This is a genomic window from Mesorhizobium sp. AR07 (assembly GCF_024746815.1).
Lineage (GTDB): Bacteria > Pseudomonadota > Alphaproteobacteria > Rhizobiales > Rhizobiaceae > Mesorhizobium.
Genome location: NZ_CP080525.1, coordinates 2,897,159 through 2,915,366, shown reverse-complemented (window position 1 = coordinate 2,915,366; position 18,208 = coordinate 2,897,159). Strand labels below are relative to the sequence as shown.

Sequence of the window (18,208 nt, the reverse complement as noted above, 5' to 3'; positions counted from 1 at the left end):
AAAAAGAAACGACCCGGAAGGAAACGCCATGACTGGCAAGACCGCGTTCGAGACCCGATACGGCTTCCGCCGCAACCAGGTGCTGCTCGCCAACTGGCGCGAAAGCCCGTTCAACCGCTGGTCGTTCCAGAATCTCGGCGAACTGGTGCCGACCGCGCGCGTGGCGGCCTCGCCGGGTGGTGTCGAGACACCGGTCCGGGATATGAACGGGCTGCTCAGTGACAAAATTACGATCGCCGGCGCGCCGGAGACCGTGGCTGATTTTCTCGCACGCTCAAGCACCGACGCGCTGACGGTGATGAAAGGCGGCAAGGTCATCGGCGACTGGTTCGCGCCGCATATGGATTTCGGCGCCCGCCACATCATCTTTTCGATCAGCAAGTCGCTGACCGCCATCGTCGCCGGCATATTGGAAGGCGAGGGGGTGTTCGATCCGGAAGCGCCGGTAACGCAATACATATCGGAAGCCGCCGGCTCGGCCTATGTCGATGCCAGCGTGCGGCATGTGCTCGACATGAGCGTCAGTCTCGATTTCGAGGAGGCCTATCTCGATCCGGAAAGCGCCTTTGCCCGCTATCGCCGCGCCACGTTGTGGAACCCAGGCGGTGGCACGGAAAGCCTGCGCCAATTCATCCTGACCCTGCAGCGGCTTGCCGAGCCGCATGGCCAGACCTTCCGCTATCGTTCGCCCAACTCCGACCTGCTCGGCATCCTGCTCGAGCGCGCCTCCGGCCAGCGCTTCACCGACCTGATGCGCGACAAACTGTGGCTGCCGCTCGGCGCCGTCAGCGAAGCCTCGATCGGTGTCGACATGGAAGGCACGGCGCGCACCGCCGGCGGGATGTCGGTAACGCCGCGCGATTTGGCGCGTGTCGGTGAGATGATGCGACAGGGTGGCACGGCCAATGGCCGTCGCGTCGTGTCCGAAGCCTGGGTGCGCGATACGACTGCCACCGGCGGCAGTGCTGAAGCCTGGCAGCGCGGCGCGATGCTGCCGCTGTTCCCGAAGGGCCGCTACCGCAACAAATGGTATCAGACGGGTCTGCCGAGCGGCGCCTATTGCGGCATCGGCATCCACGGCCAGTGGCTCTATGTCGATCCCAGGACCGAAGTGGTGATCGCCAAGATGGCGTCGCAGCCGGAGCCGGTCGACGATCTGCTCGATGTCGAGATCGTCGCCTTTTTCGAGGCGCTGAGCCGCATCGTCTGATTCCCCTCAAGCCGCCACACTGGCTTACGCTTTCCTGTGGACCCGCCAGGCCGATCAAAACGCGGCGGTTGGCGGACTGAACGTCTGCGCCTATGGTCGCCGCTCTTTTCGACGAGAGCAGGAACGACATGGCATCCGACATCAAGCGCATTGCAGCCATCATCGCGGCCGAGATCACCGCGCGGCCCGAACAGGCGGCGGCGGCGATCGAACTGCTGGACGAAGGCGCGACGGTGCCATTCGTGGCGCGCTATCGCAAGGAAGTCACCGGCGGGCTTGACGACACGCAATTGCGCCTGCTTGCCGAACGGCTCGCCTATCTGCGCGAACTCGACGCGCGCCGCGACACCATTCTCGGCTCGATCCGCGAGCAGGGCAAGCTGACCGCCGAGCTTGAAGGCAAGATCGTCGCCGCCACCACCAAGGCGGAGCTGGAAGACATCTATCTGCCCTACAAGCCCAAGCGCCGGACCAAGGCCGAGATCGCCAGGGAGCGCGGGTTGGGGCCGCTGGCCGAAGCTATCCTTGCCGATCGTTCGCTGGTCCCGGCCGAACTGGCGTTGGCCTATGTCACAGAAGAGGTGGCCGACGCCAAGGCAGCACTCGAGGGCGCGCGCGACATCCTGTCGGAACAGTTCGCCGAGAATGCCGACCTGGTCGGCAAATTGCGCACCTACATGAAGGAACGCGCCTTCATGCGGGCTCGGGTTGTCGACGGCAAGCAAGAGGCCGGCGCCAAATTCTCGGACTATTTCGACCATGTCGAACGCTGGGCAAATGTGCCGAGCCATCGCGCGCTCGCGATGCTGCGCGGCCGCAACGAGGAAATGCTGTCGCTCGACATCGAGGTCGATGCCGACGACACCTCGCCGGTGAAGCCGGTCGAGCGGACGATCGCCAATGCCTATGCGATCGGCGGCAGCCTGCCGGGCGACCGCTGGCTGATGGAGGTGGCGGGCTGGACCTGGCGGATAAAGCTGTCGCTGCACCTGACGCTCGACCTGATGCGCGATCTGCGTGAGCGGGCCGAGGAAGAGGCGATCCATGTCTTTGCCCGCAATCTGAAGGATCTGCTGCTGGCAGCACCTGCCGGTTCGCGCGCCACGATGGGGCTCGACCCCGGCATCCGCACCGGCGTCAAGGTGGCGGTGGTCGACGGCACCGGCAAGGTGCTGACGACGACGACGGTCTATCCGTTCCCGCCCAGGAACGACGTGCGCGGCACGCAGGCGGAACTGGCCAAACTCATTCGCCTGCACAAGGTCGAGCTGATCTCGATCGGCAACGGCACCGGCAGCCGCGACACGGAAAAGCTGGTTGCCGACATGCTGTCCGAGATGCCGGCGGATGGCGGGCCGAAGCCGCTGAAGGTGATCGTCAGCGAGGCCGGCGCCTCGGTCTATTCGGCTTCGGCGACGGCGGCGGCGGAATTCCCCGGCCTCGACGTGTCGCTGCGTGGCGCGGTGTCGATCGCCCGGCGCCTGCAGGATCCGTTGGCAGAACTGGTCAAGATCGAACCAAAATCGATCGGCGTCGGCCAATACCAGCATGATGTCGACCAGTACCGGCTCGGCCGCTCGCTGGAAGCGGTGGTCGAGGATGCGGTCAACGCGGTCGGCGTCGATCTCAACACCGCTTCGGCGCCGCTGCTGGCGCGCGTTTCAGGTCTCGGCGCGTCGCTCGCCGACGCCATCGTCGCGCACCGCGACGCGACCGGTCCCTTCGCCAGCCGGAAGGATTTGCTCAAGGTTTCCCGCCTTGGACCCCGCGCGTTCGAGCAATGCGCCGGCTTCCTGCGCATTGCCAATGGCAGCGAGCCGCTCGATGCCTCGTCGGTGCATCCGGAAGCCTATGGCGTGGCCAAGAAGATCGTCGCCGCCTGCGGCCGCGACGTGCGCGCGCTGATGGGCGATAGCGCTGCGCTCAAGGCCCTCGATCCGCGCGTCTTCGTCGACGAGCGTTTCGGCTTGCCGACGGTGCGCGACATCCTGGCGGAGCTGGAAAAGCCCGGCCGCGATCCGCGCCCCGGCTTCAAGACCGCCACCTTCGCCGACGGCGTCGACGACATCAAGGATCTGAAGCCCGGCATGCTTTTGGAGGGCACGGTGACCAATGTCGCGGCCTTCGGCGCCTTCGTCGATATCGGTGTGCACCAGGACGGCCTAGTGCACGTCTCGCAACTGGCCGACCGTTTCATCAAGGACGCGCATGAGGTGGTCAAGGCGGGTGACGTGGTGAAAGTGCGGGTCGTCGATGTCGACATCAAGCGCAAGCGCATCGCGCTTTCGATGCGCAAGGATGGCGGCGAGGGCGGCGCATCGCGCGGTGGGCCGCGCGACACTGGCGGCGGCAAGCCGGCGCCGCGTTCACCGGCGCCGCCGCGCCAGCCGGAGCGGCCGGCGCAACAGGGCGCGTTCGGCGCGGCGTTGGCCGATGCGCTGAAGCGGAAGTAGGTGTTTCGCGACAGATGCTAGGCACGTCCGTGCCTGACGAGATTTAGTCCAAAGGAGCCAGGTGAACACGAAGGTTCAAGGATCATTGCTCGGTTCCTCGAAAATTGTCGGGATGTCGCGGGCGCCGTGCAAAATGCGTTCAATACGCACCTCGTCGCCGCGTGCAGTGTAGAAAATCACATAGCGCTGAAATGCAATTGAGCGTAGCCCGGGCCATAGGGCAGAGCGCGAAACGCCACCACGCGGCGTGTCTTCAATACGGTCACAGCGTTCCCTCAGCCCAGCAATCAAGCGCCGAGCCGCGGCTGGATTTTCGGCATGGATGTAGTCGCTGATCTCTTCGATGTCCTGGGAGGCCGCTGGCGCGAATATGACCGCCATTCTTCACGGCTTTCCGCCGCTGTATTTTGCTTCCAAACGTTGAAACACTTGCTCGGCCGGTATGCCCGGGCCACTTTCTACGCCTTTGCGGATGTCCTCACGCAACGCGACAAGCTTTGCCTCGCGCTGCTCTTCGCGCTCTTCCAGCAGCCGCAGGCTATCGCGCACAACTTCACTGGCGCTGGCATAGCGGCCGCTTTCTACCAACTCGCGTACCAATGTCTCATAACGGGAGCCGATGCTGTAACTGGCAGGCATGATTTTCCTTTCGTTTTATCCAATATTATCAATTTTTGATAAACTGACCAAGTCAAATCTGCGGAGCGACATGCGTCAGCAGCCAGTCGCGAAAGCTGGCGACCGGCGGGTGGCCGCGTTTGTCGTGCGGGACGACGAGGTAATAGGCGCTGCGGCTTTGCATGGGCTGGCCGGGCGCCGGCACGAGCTGGCCGCGCTGCAATTCGCCAGCGATGAGGATCTGCGGCAAAAGCGCCACGCCGAGCCCTGCCATGCAGGCCTGGGCGGCGGTGCCGAACTGTTCGAACTGCATGCCTGGTCCGGTCGGGGCGCTCAGGCCCTGATGCTCGAACCATTCGGTCCAGGCGCCAGGGCGCGTCGTCATGTGCAGCAGCGGCAAGCGGCCGATATCGGCCGGTGAGGCGATGGCGCGGCCGGCGAGAAATTCCGGCGACACGACCGGCGCCACCGTTTCGCGCACGAGCAGCGTCGAGTCGGCCTCCGGCCAGTCAGGCAGGCCATAGTGGATGGCGGCATCCAGCCGCTCGCGGGCAAAGTCGAAGCGGCCGACGCGGGTGACGAAGTTGATTGTGATATCAGGATTGTTTTCGACGAAATCGGGGATCATCGGCATCAGCCAGCGCGTGCCGAAGGTCGGCAAGATGGCGAGGTTCAGGATGCCGCTATGCCGATTGCTCATCAATCCAAGGGCCGCGTCACGCAACTGGCCAAGCGCTGAACGCACCGCGTCGGCATAGATTTCGCCTGCTGTCGACAGCCTGACATTGCGGCTGTCACGTTCGAACAGCCGGCGACCGAACTGATCCTCCAGCAATCTGATCTGTCGGCTGACCGCGCCCTGGGTCAAATCCAGTTCCTGGGCGGCGGCGGTGAAACTGCCGAGGCGGGCCACCGCCTCGAAGGCGGCAAGGGCGCTGATGTTGGGCAAAAGGCGGCGCTGGACACTCATGATCCATTCCTAACGCTCATTGATCGGTGAAGCAATTTCGTTTGATTTTTTCAAGCCGCAGGTCGATAAGCCGGGCCAAGATTTTGCTTCATGCATGTCGTCATCCCAAACCGCTGAATACTTTGGGCGACCTGCATCAATTGGGAGAGAGCCATGGCCGCCGACAAGAATACCTTCGTCTGGGAAGACCCGTTCCTGATCGAGGACCAGCTTTCGGAAGACGAGCGCATGGTGCGCGATGGTGCCGCGGCCTTCGCCGCCGACAAGCTCGCGCCTCGCATCGAGGACGCCTATCTCAACGAGACCTTCGACACGGCGATCTTTCGCGAGATGGGCGAGGCCGGTCTGCTCGGCATCAACATTCCCGAGGAATTCGGCGGGCTCGGCGCCAACTATGTGACCTACGGGCTGGTCGCGCGCGAAGTGGAGCGCGTCGATTCCGGCTATCGCTCGATGATGAGCGTGCAGTCGTCGCTGGTGATGTATCCGATCTACGCCTATGGCTCCGATGAACAGCGCAAGAAGTATCTGCCCAAGCTTGCCAGCGGCGAGTGGATCGGCTGCTTCGGCCTGACCGAGCCGGATGCCGGCTCCGACCCGGGCGGCATGAAGACGCGCGCCGAGAAGACCGCCAACGGCTACAAGCTCTCCGGCTCCAAGATGTGGATTTCCAACGCGCCGGTCGCCGACGTGTTCGTCGTCTGGGCGAAATTGAAGGGCGAGAACGGCAAGGACGAGATCCGCGGCTTCGTGCTGGAAAAGGGCATGAAGGGGCTTTCGGCACCCAAGATCGGCGGCAAGCTGTCGTTGCGGGCTTCGATCACCGGTGAAGTGGTGATGGAAGGCGTCGAAGTCGGCGAGGACGCGCTGCTGCCCAAAGCCAAGGGCCTTGGCGGCCCGTTCGGCTGCCTCAACCGGGCTCGTTTCGGCATTTCCTGGGGCTCGATGGGTGCCGCGGAAGATTGCTGGCACCGCGCCCGCCAGTACGGCCTCGACCGCAAGCAGTTCGGCAAGCCGCTGGCCGGCACGCAGCTGTACCAGAAGAAGCTCGCCGACATGCAGACCGAGATCGCGTTGGGGCTGCAGGCATCGTTGCGCGTCGGACGGCTGTTGGACGAAGGCAAGATGGCGCCTGAGATGATCTCGATCGTCAAGCGCAACAATTGCGGCAAGGCGCTCGACATCGCCCGCCAGGCCCGCGACATGCATGGCGGCAACGGCATCCAGATCGGCTACCACGTCATGCGCCACGCGCAGAACCTGGAGACGGTCAACACCTATGAGGGCACGCATGACGTGCACGCGCTGATCCTGGGCAGGGCGCAGACGGGGATACAGGCGTTCTTTTGAGTATGGGCAGATGGCCTCTCCGCTTCTGAGTATGGGCAGATGGCCTCTCCGCTTCGTCATCGCTGACGCTGGGCGCAGGCCGGCAGCGGCCACCTACCAAGCGAAATTGGGCGTTTGGTAGCCGCTTAAATTAGGTGCACCGCAACATCTCTGCTTGGAGAACGGCTGCTAGTTGTGTCAGGGTTCAGCGAATTCGTTTGAAACGCTGGATTCCGGGGCCCCATGGCAATTCTGGCAGCCGTCTATCACCTGACCCACTACAAATATGACCGGCCGGTGGTTCTCGGCCCTCAGATCATCAGGTTGCAGCCGGCGCCGCATTCGCGCACCAAGGTGCTCAGCCATTCACTCAAGGTCGAGCCGGCGAACCACTTCGTCAATTTGCAGCAGGACCCCTACGGCAATTTCCTCGCCCGGTTCGTCTTTCCGGAGCCGGTGACGGAACTGAAGATCGAGGTCGATCTCGTCGCCGACATGACGGTCTACAATCCGTTCGATTTCTTCGTCGAGCCGTCGGCCGAGGCGTTTCCGTTCGAGTATCCGGAAGAGATCCGCGACGATCTCGCCATCTACCGGACGCCGGAGCCGGCCGGTCCGCTGCTTTCGGCCTTGCTCGGGACCATCGACCGCAGCGCAAAGAATACCGTCAATTTCCTCGTCGATCTCAATGCGCGCCTGCAGCGCGAGATCGCCTATATCGTGCGCATGGAGACCGGCGTGTTCTCGCCGGAAGAGACGCTGGCTGCGAAAAAGGGCTCGTGCCGGGATTCGAGCTGGCTGCTGGTGCAGATCCTGCGCAATCTCGGCATCGCCGCACGCTTCGTCTCAGGCTATCTGATCCAGCTCAAGCCGGATCTCGCAGCGCTCGACGGACCGCCCGGAACGGCGGTCGACTTCACTGATTTGCACGCCTGGTGCGAGGTCTATCTTCCCGGCGCCGGCTGGATCGGCTTTGATCCGACCTCCGGGTTGCTCACCGGCGAGAGCCATGTGCCGCTGGCCGCGACGCCGCATTTCCGCAATGCCGCTCCGATTTCCGGCATGGCGAGCTTCGCCAATGTCGAGTTCGGCTTCGAGATGCGGGTCGACCGCATCGCCGAGCACCCGCGCATCACCAAGCCGTTCTCGGATGAAAGCTGGCAGGCGCTCGATGCGCTCGGCAATAAGGTCGATGCCGCTCTTCAAGCTGGGGACGTGCGGCTGACCATGGGCGGAGAGCCGACCTTCGTGTCGATCGACGATTTCGAATCCGCCGAGTGGAACACCGCCGCCGTCGGGCCGACGAAACGCGAAAAGGCCGATGCGCTGATCCGGAAACTGCGTGAGCGTTTTGCGCCGGGCGGCTTCCTGCATTACGGCCAGGGCAAATGGTATCCGGGCGAGAGCCTGCCGCGCTGGACATTCTCGCTCTACTGGCGTGCAGACGGAGAGCCGGTGTGGAGCGACCCGTCGCTGATCGCGCGGGAAAAGAGCGCGGCCGATGTCGGGCCGAAACAGGCCGAAAGCCTGCTCACCGCGATTGCCAGCGAGCTTGGCATCGAAAAATCCATGGTCAGCGAAGCCTATGAGGATCCGGCCGAGTGGCTGCTCAAGGAGGGCAAGCTGCCCGACAATGTCGATCCGTCCAACTCCAAGCTGGAGGACCCGGAGGAACGCAGCCGCATGGCGAAAGTGTTCGAGCGCGGGCTGACCAAGCCGTCGGGCTATGTGTTGCCTGTGCAGCGCTGGAACAGCCAGGCATCGGGGCCACGCTGGCGTTCGGAAAAATGGAAGACGCGGCGCGGGAGGCTGTTCCTGGTGCCGGGGGATTCACCGGTCGGCTACCGCTTGCCGCTGGGCACACTTCCCTATGTGCCGCCGGCGCAGTTCCCCTATATCGTGCCGGTCGATCCGTCGCTGCCGCGCGGCCCGCTGCCGGCGCGCGAGGCGATACTGCCTGTCGCCGCGCCAGCCGAGCTGGAGGGCGCCGACGAAATGGCGCGCCGCCAGCAGGCGGCATCGTTCACCGCGGCCACCGGGCAGCAGGACCGTGTCGAACAGGAAATCACGGAGATTGGTGGCGCGGTGCGCACCGCACTCTCGGTCGAGCCGCGCGAGGGGCGGCTCTGCGTGTTCATGCCGCCGGTCGAAGCTCTGGAAGACTATCTCGAACTGGTGGCCGCCGCCGAGAACGCGGCAAAGGCGATCGGGCTGCCGGTGCATATCGAGGGCTACGGCCCGCCGCACGATCCGCGCCTCAATGTCATTCGCGTCGCGCCCGATCCCGGTGTCATCGAGGTCAACATCCATCCCGCTGCCAACTGGCAGGATTGCGTGGCGACGACGACGGCGATCTACGAGGAGGCGCGGCAGACGCGGCTTGGCGCCGACAAATTCATGATCGACGGCCGCCACACCGGCACCGGTGGCGGCAATCATGTCGTCGTCGGCGGCGCGACGCCCAATGACAGCCCGTTCCTGCGCAGGCCCGATCTGTTGAAGAGCCTGATGCTGCAATGGCAGCGGCATCCCTCGCTGTCCTATTTGTTCTCTGGCCTGTTTATCGGCCCGACCAGCCAGGCGCCGCGCTTCGACGAAGCGCGTCACGACTCGCTCTATGAACTCGAAATCGCGATGGCGCAGGTGCCGCATCCGGACCAGGGGGCGGCACCCTTGCCGTGGCTGGTAGACCGGCTGTTCCGCAACCTGTTGACCGACGTCACCGGGAATACGCACCGCTCGGAAATCTGCATCGACAAATTGTTTTCGCCGGATGGTCCGACCGGCCGGCTGGGCCTGGTCGAATTCCGCGGCTTCGAGATGCCGCCCAATGCGCGCATGTCGCTGGCGCAGCAATTGCTGGTGCGCGCCATCATTGCGCGCACCTGGAAGAGCCCGCTCGACGGCCGCTTCGTGCGCTGGGGCACCTCGCTGCATGACCGCTTCATGCTGCCGCATCATGTCTGGGCCGATTTTCTCGACGTGCTCGACGACCTCAAGCTCAACGGCTTCGAGTTTCGTCCCGAGTGGTTCGACGCCCAGCTCGAATTTCGCTTCCCCTTCTGCGGCGAGGTCCAACATGCCGGCATCAAGCTCGAGCTGCGGCAGGCGCTGGAGCCTTGGCACGTGATGGGCGAGCAAGGCGCGATCGGCGGTACCGTGCGCTTCGTCGATTCCTCGGTCGAAAGGCTGCAAGTCAAGACCGCGGGCCTCAACCCGGAGCGCCATGCGATCGTCTGCAACGGCCGCATCGTGCCGATGAAGGTGACCGACAACCGCGAGGTTGCGGTGGCCGGTGTTCGTTTCAAGGCCTGGCAGCCGGCTTCGGGCCTGCATCCGGCGCTGCCGGTCAACACGCCGCTGGTCTTCGACATCTATGACCGCTGGTCGGGCCGAGCGGTCGGCGGTTGCGTCTACCATGTCGCGCATCCGGGCGGGCGCAATTACGATACCTTTCCGGTCAACGGCAACGAGGCCGAAGCACGGCGGCTCGCCCGCTTCGAACCGCGCGGCCATACGCCGTCCAGCTATGTGCTGCGCGAGGAACAACCGGCGGAAGATTTCCCGATGACCCTTGACCTTCGGCGTCCACCAAGACTGTGATCGGGCATGGCAAAGGGGAATCACAAGAGGGTACGCGGCAAGCCGCAGCACCACAGCCTGCTGGAGCACTACCAGCCGATCGACGGCGTTGTCGACGAGATGGTCGACGCCTCGGGCAATCCCCGTCCGGTCTGGAAGCATTTTGTCGAAGCGCTTGATGGACTGGGTGCCGAAAAACTCGGCCAGCGTTTTGCCCGCGCCGACCAGTATCTGCGCGATGCCGGTGTCTACTACCGCGTCTACGACAAGGCCGGCGCCAATGAGCGCGAATGGCCGCTGGCGCATGTTCCGGTTCTGATCGAAGAGAGCGAGTGGGCCGCCATCAGCGCCGGCCTCGTGCAACGGGCCGAACTGTTTGAAGAGACGATTGCCGATATTTACGGGCCGAACCGGCTGGTCGAACAAGGCATCCTGCCGGCGGGGCTGATCGCCGCCAGCCCTGAATATTTGCGGCCCGTCGTCGGCACCCGGCCGGCCGGCGGCCATTTCCTGCATTTCTGCGCCTTCGAGCTCGGCCGTGGGCCCGATGGCCAGTGGTGGGTGCTTGGCGACCGCACCCAGGCACCGTCCGGCGCCGGTTTTGCACTGGAGAACCGCGTCGCCACCACGCGCGCGCTGTCCGATATCTATGGCGAGATGCATGTGCACCGCCTCGCCGGCTTCTTCCGCCGCTTTCGCGATGCGCTGATCGGCATGGCCAAGGAAACCGAGGGCCGCGTCGCCATCCTGACGCCGGGGCCGCTCAACGAAACCTATTACGAACACGCCTATATCGCCCGCTATCTCGGCATCATGCTGCTCGAGGGCGAAGACCTGACCGTTTCCGGTGGCAGGCTGATGGTGCGCACAGTTTCCGGCCTGATGCCGATCAGCGTTTTGTGGCGGCGGCTCGACGCTGCCTTCGCCGACCCACTCGAACTGCGCCCGGATTCGCAGATCGGCACGCCGGGCCTGGTCGAGGCGATCCGCCACGGTGCGGTCGCGACCGTCAATGCGCTCGGCTCGGGCCTTATGGAGACGCGTGCGCTGCTCGCCTTCCTGCCCAAGATTTCACGCGCCTTGCGGGGCGAGGAATTGCTGCTGCCGAGCGTCGCGACGTGGTGGTGCGGCCAGGCGGCCGAACGCGCGCATGTGCTGGCCAATATCGACCGCATGGTGATCGGTCTGGCGCTGTCGACGAGACTTGCGTTCGAGGATGACGATTCGACGAAGCTCGGCTCGGCGCTGTCCGCCGGGGAACGGGCAGAGCTGGTGGCGCGCATCGAACGCGAGGGCGGCGCCTTCGTCGGCCAGGAAGCGGTTACGCTTTCGACGACACCGGTCTTTGTCGGCGGCTGGCTGGAGCCGCGGCCGGCGAGCCTGCGTGTCTATCTGGCGCGAACGCCCGAGGGCTGGACGGTGATGCCGGGCGGTTTTGCCCGCGTCGGCCTGTCGCTCGATCCGACGGCGATCGCCATGCAGCGCGGCGGGCAGGCGGCTGACGTTTGGGTGGTCAGCGACCGGCCGGTGGAGCGCGAGACGCTGCTGCCGCAAGAGGGCGACAGCTTCACCCGCACCAGGCCGGGCAGCCTGCCCAGTCGCGCGGCGGAGAACCTGACCTGGCTCGGCCGCTACATCGAACGCTCGGAAGACACGGTGCGCATCCTGCGCGCCTATCATGTACGGCTGGCCGAGACCTCCGATCCGGACATGCCGCTGCTCGCCGACATCAGGGATTATCTCGAACCTTTCGGCATCGACGTCGAGACCGCGATCCCGTCGGGGCTGATTGGTACGCTCGACAGCGCCGTCTACAGCGCCGGACAGATTCGCGACCGTTTTTCGCCGGATGGCTGGCTGGCGCTCAAGGACCTGTCGAAGACGATCCACCAGTTCGCGACGACGGTGGCGCCGGGCGATGACGCGACACGGGCAATGACGGTTATCCTGCGCAAGCTCGCCGGCTTCTCCGGCCTGCTGCACGAGAATATGTATCGCTTCGCCGGCTGGCGTTTCCTCGAGGTCGGCCGGCGGCTGGAGCGCGGCATCCAGATCGCCCGCACGCTGTCGCGGCTGACCAGCGCCAAGGCGCCCGACGGGGCGCTCGACATGATGCTGGAGATCGGCGACAGCGTGATGACCCACCGCCGGCAATATCCGGTGCAGGCCGGCCGGCGCACGGTGATCGACCTCCTGGCGCTCGATCCGCTCAATCCGCGCTCCATCCTATTCCAGCTCGAACGGCTGAAGGCCGAGATCAACCTGTTGCCGTCGCTCGGCGGCGAGGGGCACATGTCACCGGCGGCGAAAGAGATCCTGCAGCTCAACACCGCCATCGCCATCAAGGAGCCTTCGGACATGACGGCGGAGGCACTGGACGATCTCGCCTACGAAATCGGCGGCCTCTACAACAGCCTCGCCAAAGCCTATTTCGGCTAAGCAGGTTCCGCAAAAGTATCGCACGGTTTTGCGACAGGAACCTGCGCCAAAACAAGAAAAGTAGCGCATGCTTTACGACATCCGGCTTCATCTCCATTACGACTATGCCGCGGCGGCCGGCGGCGGCCGCCATCAGATCCGCGTGCTGCCATCGACGATCTCCGGCGTGCAGCGCGTCATCGCGGCGTCATTGTCCTTTGCGCCGGCGCCCAACGAGCGTTCGGACTTTTCCGACTTCTTCGGCAACAACGTCACTTCGATCGCTTTTCGCGACGCGCATGACGCGCTCGACATCAGGATGAGCGCACGCGTGTCGGTGTCGCGGCCCGAGCCCGGGCTCGACGTGTCGCCCGATATCGGCAGGCTCAGGCAGGAACTCGCCGCTGTGCGGTCGCTGGCGCCTGATACACCGCACCATTTCCTGACGGGCAGCACCCATGCCGGCATCGACGGTGCGATCACCTTCTATGCGCAGGACAGCGTCGGCGGCTCGGCTGCCGGCACGGCGATGGACCTGTGCAATCGCATCCATCACGATTTCACCTATGACGGCGAGGCGACCACGGTGCGAACCCGAGCCAGCGATGCCTTCAGGCTGAAGCGCGGCGTCTGCCAGGATTTTTCGCATATCATGATCGCCGGCCTGCGCGGGCTCGGCATTCCGGCCGGCTATGTCAGCGGCTTCCTGCGCACCATCCCGCCGAAGGGCAAGCCTCGGCTGGAAGGCGCTGACGCCATGCATGCCTGGGTCAAGGTGTGGTGCGGGCGCGACGCCGGCTGGCAGGAATTCGATCCGACCAACGGCATGCGGGCGAGCAACGACCACATCACCGTCGGCCATGGCCGCGACTATTCGGACGTGGCGCCGATCGTCGGCGTGCTCAAGACCACGGGGGGGCAGGTCGGCGAGCAGGCTGTCGACGTCATTCCGGTGGTGCTCGAAAAGGCGTGAAGGCAGGCTCGGCGCTATCGGCAGCGCGGCTTTTCGGACAGCGTGTGGAACCAGCAACCGGCCCGTAGCTTATCTACGGATATTTGCGTGGAGCAGACATGCTGCAAAGATCCAGGTTGCCGTACAATCGGTCTGACGACGATGCTAAAAATGATACCTCGAAGAACGGTGCGCAGGCTTCGGCGGACCACGCCGCGCTGACCTATGTCAGCGACGCCGAGCCGGGTATCCGCCGGCTGAGAACTGGCAAAGGATTTTCCTACAGGAGACCGGACGGGCGGACGGTTTCGGATGCCACCAGGGCGCGTATCGAGGCGATCGTCATTCCACCGGCCTGGACGGATGTCTGGATTTCGCCTGACGCCGATGGCCACATCCAGGCAACCGGCAGGGACCAGCGCGGCCGCAAGCAGTATCGCTATCATCCGCAGTGGGCCGAAGAACGCGACGGCGCCAAATATTCGAGCCTTGTCGCCTTCGCCGAAAGCCTGCCGGACCTGCGGCGCCGCGTCGATGGCGATCTGCGCCGTCACGGCCTGCCGCTCGAGCGTGTCATCGCCGCCGTCGTCTGGCTGCTCGACAACACGATGATCCGCGTCGGCAATGCCGCCTATGCCCGCGACAACAAGAGTTTCGGGCTGACCACTTTGCGCGATCGCCATGTCGATATTTCGGGCTCGAGCCTGCGTTTTGCCTTCAAGGGCAAGTCCGGCAAGGAATGGAAGCTGAAGCTGGTCGACCGCCGCATCGCCGGGATCGTGCGGGGTGCGCAGGACCTGCCGGGCCAGAAGCTGTTCCAGTATCTCGACGAGGACGGCAACAGGCGGCCGGTGACGTCCGACGACGTCAACCGCTATATCAGGGAGGCCGTCGGCGATGCCTTCAGTTCGAAGCATTTCCGCACATGGGGCGGCACCATCCACGCCGCATCGCTGTTTGCGCAAACGGTCTTGCCGGAAAGCCAGGCGCAACAAAAGCGGGTGATGAACGGCGTCATCGACAAGGTCGCCGAGCGGCTGGGCAACACGCGTGCCGTCTGCCGCAAATGCTACATCCATCCGCGGGTCTTCGAAGCCTGGTCGCAAGGCCGGTTGCGCGGCGAAATGACGCGAGCCAACAAGCGCAAACGCCGGGTAGACGGTCTCGATGACGAGGAAGCCCTCGTGCTCAGATGGCTGAAGGCATGTGAAAGCTGACTGGCGCATTGGACGGTTATCAAATCCGCGGCAGCCCGATTTTTTTATCGACGTCGTGTCGGGATCGGTCCTACTGTTTCGTCCTTTGACAGACAAAAGGACCAACCATGCTCTACGCAATCCTCTGCTATGCTTCCGAAGACGTCGTCAGCTCGTGGAGCAAGGCGCAGGACGACGAGGTCATGGCCAAGCTCCTCGACGTCCAGGACAAGTATGCCAAGGCCGGCCGGCTTGGTCCGGTGGCGCGGCTGTTGCCGACCACGGCGGCAACGACGCTGAGAAAGGTCAAGGGCGAAGCGGTCGTCATCGACGGTCCGTTTGCCGAGACCAAGGAACAGTTCCTCGGCTTCTACACGCTCGAATGCGCCGATCTCGACGAGGCCGTGGAATTCGCCCGTGAACTCTCCGAGGTCAATCCGAGCGGCGGTTCCTACGAGATCCGGCCGGTCTCCGTCTTTCATCCCCGCAAGATTTCCGCATGACCGAACTCGCCTGGATCAGCTCGACCATCAGCGCCGCCCGACCGCAGGCGATGGGCGCGCTGCTGCGTTACTTCCGCGATCTCGATACGGCGGAGGAAGCTTTCCAGGACGCGTGCCTCAGGGCCTTGAAGAACTGGCCGCAGAATGGGCCGCCGCGTGACCCGGCGGCCTGGCTGATCTTTGTCGGCCGCAACAGCGGCATCGATGCGGTGCGCAAGCGCGCCAAGCAGGCGCCGATGCCGGAGGAAGACCAGATATCCGACCTGGAAGATGCCGAGAACGATATCGCCGAGCGGCTGGACGGAGCGCATTACCGCGATGACATCCTGCGGCTGCTGTTCATCTGCTGTCATCCCGATCTGCCGCCGACGCAGCAGATCGCCGTGGCGCTGCGCATCGTCTCGGGCCTCACCGTCAAGCAGATCGCGCGCGCCTTCCTGGTCGGCGAAAGCGCCATGGAGCAGCGCATCACCCGCGCCAAGGCGCGCATTGCCGAAGCCGGCGTGCCGTTCGAGACGCCGGGCGCGGTCGAGCGGTCGGAACGGCTCGCCGCCGTGGCGGCCATGGTCTATCTGATCTTCAACGAGGGCTATTCGACCAACAGCGGCGAGGCGCCGGCCCGTGCGCCGCTCTGCGAGGAGGCGATCCGGCTGGCGCGACTGTTGCTCAGATTGTTTCAGACCGAGCCTGAGATCATGGGGCTGACGGCGCTGTTGCTGCTGCAGCATGCGCGCGCGCCAGCCCGTTTCGACGAGAATGGCGAGATCGTGCTGCTCGAGGACCAGGATCGCGGCGCGTGGAGCCGCAAGATGATCGACGAGGGGCTGGCGCTGGTCGACAAGGCGCTGCGCCATCGCAAGCCCGGCCCCTATCAGGTGCAAGCCGCGATTGCCGCGCTGCATGCGCGGGCCGAGAAGGCCGAGGACACCGACTGGGTGGAGATCGACCTGCTCTACGGCCTGCTCGAACAGATGCAGCCGTCGCCGGTGGTCACGCTCAACCGCGCGGTCGCGGTCGCCAAGGTGCGTGGGCCGGCAGAGGCACTTGCCATGATCGAGCCGCTCGAACAGAGGCTTTCCAGCTATTTCCACTTCTTCGGCCTCAAGGGTGGTCTTTTGATGCAGCTTGACCGGGGCGAGGAGGCGCGTGTCGCCTTCGACCGCGCCATCGCGCTTGCCAACACGGCCGCGGAAGCCGCCCATATCCGCATGCATATCGACCGGCTGATGAAGGATGGCGCCGTGCGCAGTCCTGCGCAGAAGGCCCACTAAGCCTCATTTGCTCGTCTGGCTCAATCGTGTCGTCCGGGCTTGGACCATGCCGGGGTGGCGATTTTCCCCTGAAACGGGTAATGCCACGCCATGACTGTGCCTGAAAGTGCCGCCGGCACGCGGGCGACATGGCGCGAAGCTCTCACCGACGCCATATGAGCGATCGGATCTGAAAGGGACAAAAATGACGATAGCGAAGGAAACGACGGAGCTTCTGGCGAAACTGGGCGTTGCCAAGGACGCGCTCGTCGGCGGCGACCTGATCGTGCGCAGCCCGGTGACGGGCGAGCAGATCGCGGCGCTGAAGACAATCTCGCCGGCTGAAGCGGCCAAGACCATCGATGCCGCGCACAAGGCGTTCCAGGCGTGGCGGATGGTGCCCGGCCCGAGGCGTGGCGAACTGGTGCGGCTGCTCGGCGAGGAGCTGCGCACGCACAAGGCCGAGCTCGGCCGGCTGGTCTCGATCGAAGTCGGCAAGATCCCGTCCGAGGGGCTTGGCGAAGTGCAGGAAATGATCGACATCTGCGATTTCGCCGTCGGCCTCTCCCGGCAATTGTACGGCCTGACCATCGCCACCGAACGCCCCGGCCATCGCATGATGGAAACCTGGCATCCGCTCGGCGTCGTCGGCGTCATTTCAGCCTTCAATTTCCCGGTCGCGGTATGGTCGTGGAACGCAGCCCTGGCGCTGGTCTGCGGCGACGCCGTGGTGTGGAAACCGTCGGAGAAGACGCCGCTGACGGCGCTCGCCTGCGAGGCGATCTTTGCACGCGCGGTGAAGCGTTTTGGCACTGATGCGCCGCAGGGCCTTGCACCGGTGCTGATCGGCGACCGCGCCGTCGGTGAGATCCTGGTCGATCACCCCAAGGTGCCGCTGGTTTCGGCTACCGGCTCGACCCGCATGGGCCGCGACGTCGGCCCGCGCCTGGCCAAGCGCTTTGCCCGTGCGGTGCTGGAGCTTGGCGGCAACAATGCCGGCATCGTCTGCCCGACCGCCGATCTCGACATGGCGCTGCGCGCCATCGCCTTCGGCGCCATGGGCACGGCAGGCCAGCGCTGCACGACGCTGCGGCGCCTGTTTGTCCATGACAGCGTCTATGACGCCCTGGTTCCACGTCTCAAGAAGGCTTACGAAAGTGTGTCGGTCGGCAATCCGCTGGAGACCTCTTCGCTGGTCGGGCCGCTGATCGACAAGGCTGCCTTCGACGCCATGCAGAAGGCGCTGAAGGAGGCGGGTTCGCATGGTGGCAAGGTGACCGGCGGCACGCGGGTCGAGAACGGTCACCCGGATGCCTATTATGTGCACCCGGCGCTGGTCGAAATGCCGAAGCAGGTGTCGCCGGTGACGGAAGAGACCTTCGCGCCGATCCTCTATGTGATGAAATATTCCGATTTCGACGCCGTGCTCGACGAGCACAATGCGGTTGGCGCCGGCCTGTCGTCGTCGATCTTCACCCGCGACCTGCAGGAATCCGAGCGTTTCCTTGGTGTCGACGGTTCGGATTGCGGCATCGCCAACGTCAACATCGGCACCTCGGGGGCCGAGATCGGCGGCGCGTTCGGCGGTGAAAAGGAGACCGGCGGCGGCCGCGAGAGCGGCTCCGATGCGTGGAAGGCCTATATGCGCCGCGCCACCAACACGGTGAACTATTCCAAGGCGCTGCCGCTCGCCCAGGGCGTTTCGTTCGACATCGACTGAGGGCGCC

General features: G+C 64.6%; 13 protein-coding genes. 10 read left to right on the top strand and 3 right to left on the bottom strand.

Features of this window, described 5'->3' with window-relative positions:
* The first annotated feature begins 28 nt into the window (after positions 1-28).
* On the top strand, positions 29-1,210 hold the full coding sequence (locus tag BPNPMPFG_RS14875) for a serine hydrolase domain-containing protein (protein ID WP_258596188.1): 1,182 nt from the start codon (positions 29-31) through the stop codon (positions 1,208-1,210).
* Between the two features lie 128 nt (positions 1,211-1,338).
* Positions 1,339-3,663, top strand: a complete 2,325-nt coding sequence (locus tag BPNPMPFG_RS14870) for a Tex family protein (RefSeq protein ID WP_258596187.1) — start codon at positions 1,339-1,341, stop codon at positions 3,661-3,663.
* Between the two features lie 75 nt (positions 3,664-3,738).
* Here the strand turns inward: BPNPMPFG_RS14870 and BPNPMPFG_RS14865 are convergent, their stop codons facing one another.
* The 3 genes from BPNPMPFG_RS14865 to BPNPMPFG_RS14855 are packed head-to-tail and all read right to left on the bottom strand — an operon-like array spanning position 3,739 to position 5,251.
* Complete coding sequence (locus tag BPNPMPFG_RS14865; RefSeq protein ID WP_258596186.1) at positions 3,739-4,044, bottom strand: type II toxin-antitoxin system RelE/ParE family toxin; 306 nt, start codon at positions 4,042-4,044, stop codon at positions 3,739-3,741.
* A gap of 3 nt (positions 4,045-4,047) precedes the next feature.
* Positions 4,048-4,302, bottom strand: coding sequence for a type II toxin-antitoxin system ParD family antitoxin (locus BPNPMPFG_RS14860; protein WP_258596184.1), 255 nt, complete (start codon positions 4,300-4,302; stop codon positions 4,048-4,050).
* A 52-nt stretch (positions 4,303-4,354) separates the two neighbouring features.
* Positions 4,355-5,251, bottom strand: coding sequence for a LysR family transcriptional regulator (locus BPNPMPFG_RS14855; protein WP_258596182.1), 897 nt, complete (start codon positions 5,249-5,251; stop codon positions 4,355-4,357).
* 153 nt (positions 5,252-5,404) lie between these two features.
* Between BPNPMPFG_RS14855 and BPNPMPFG_RS14850 the strand changes: the two genes are divergently transcribed.
* From BPNPMPFG_RS14850 to amaB, 8 genes are all read left to right on the top strand, one after another.
* A complete protein-coding gene (locus BPNPMPFG_RS14850; RefSeq protein ID WP_258596181.1) occupies positions 5,405-6,601 on the top strand; it encodes an acyl-CoA dehydrogenase in 1,197 nt (398 codons plus the stop codon).
* A gap of 222 nt (positions 6,602-6,823) precedes the next feature.
* The gene (locus BPNPMPFG_RS14845) at positions 6,824-10,183 is read left to right on the top strand and encodes a transglutaminase family protein (protein ID WP_258596180.1); all 3,360 of its coding nucleotides are present in this window, start codon (positions 6,824-6,826) and stop codon (positions 10,181-10,183) included.
* Positions 10,184-10,189: 6 nt separating this feature from the next.
* Complete coding sequence (locus BPNPMPFG_RS14840; protein WP_258596179.1) at positions 10,190-12,601, top strand: circularly permuted type 2 ATP-grasp protein; 2,412 nt, start codon at positions 10,190-10,192, stop codon at positions 12,599-12,601.
* A 67-nt stretch (positions 12,602-12,668) separates the two neighbouring features.
* Complete coding sequence (locus BPNPMPFG_RS14835; RefSeq protein ID WP_258596178.1) at positions 12,669-13,553, top strand: transglutaminase family protein; 885 nt, start codon at positions 12,669-12,671, stop codon at positions 13,551-13,553.
* Positions 13,554-13,651: 98 nt separating this feature from the next.
* Positions 13,652-14,749 (top strand): DNA topoisomerase IB, encoded by a 1,098-nt coding sequence (locus BPNPMPFG_RS14830; protein WP_258596177.1) that lies wholly within the window; start codon positions 13,652-13,654, stop codon positions 14,747-14,749.
* A gap of 107 nt (positions 14,750-14,856) precedes the next feature.
* Positions 14,857-15,231, top strand: coding sequence for a YciI family protein (locus tag BPNPMPFG_RS14825; protein WP_258596176.1), 375 nt, complete (start codon positions 14,857-14,859; stop codon positions 15,229-15,231).
* Positions 15,228-16,502, top strand: coding sequence for an RNA polymerase sigma factor (locus tag BPNPMPFG_RS14820; RefSeq protein ID WP_258596175.1), 1,275 nt, complete (start codon positions 15,228-15,230; stop codon positions 16,500-16,502). The genes BPNPMPFG_RS14825 and BPNPMPFG_RS14820 overlap by 4 nt, the downstream gene beginning before the upstream one ends.
* Positions 16,503-16,686: 184 nt before the next feature.
* Positions 16,687-18,201 carry an L-piperidine-6-carboxylate dehydrogenase gene (gene amaB, locus BPNPMPFG_RS14815; protein WP_258596174.1) on the top strand — a complete coding sequence of 505 codons (1,515 nt, stop codon included), beginning with the start codon at positions 16,687-16,689 and terminating at the stop codon, positions 18,199-18,201.
* Positions 18,202-18,208 lie beyond the last annotated feature (7 nt).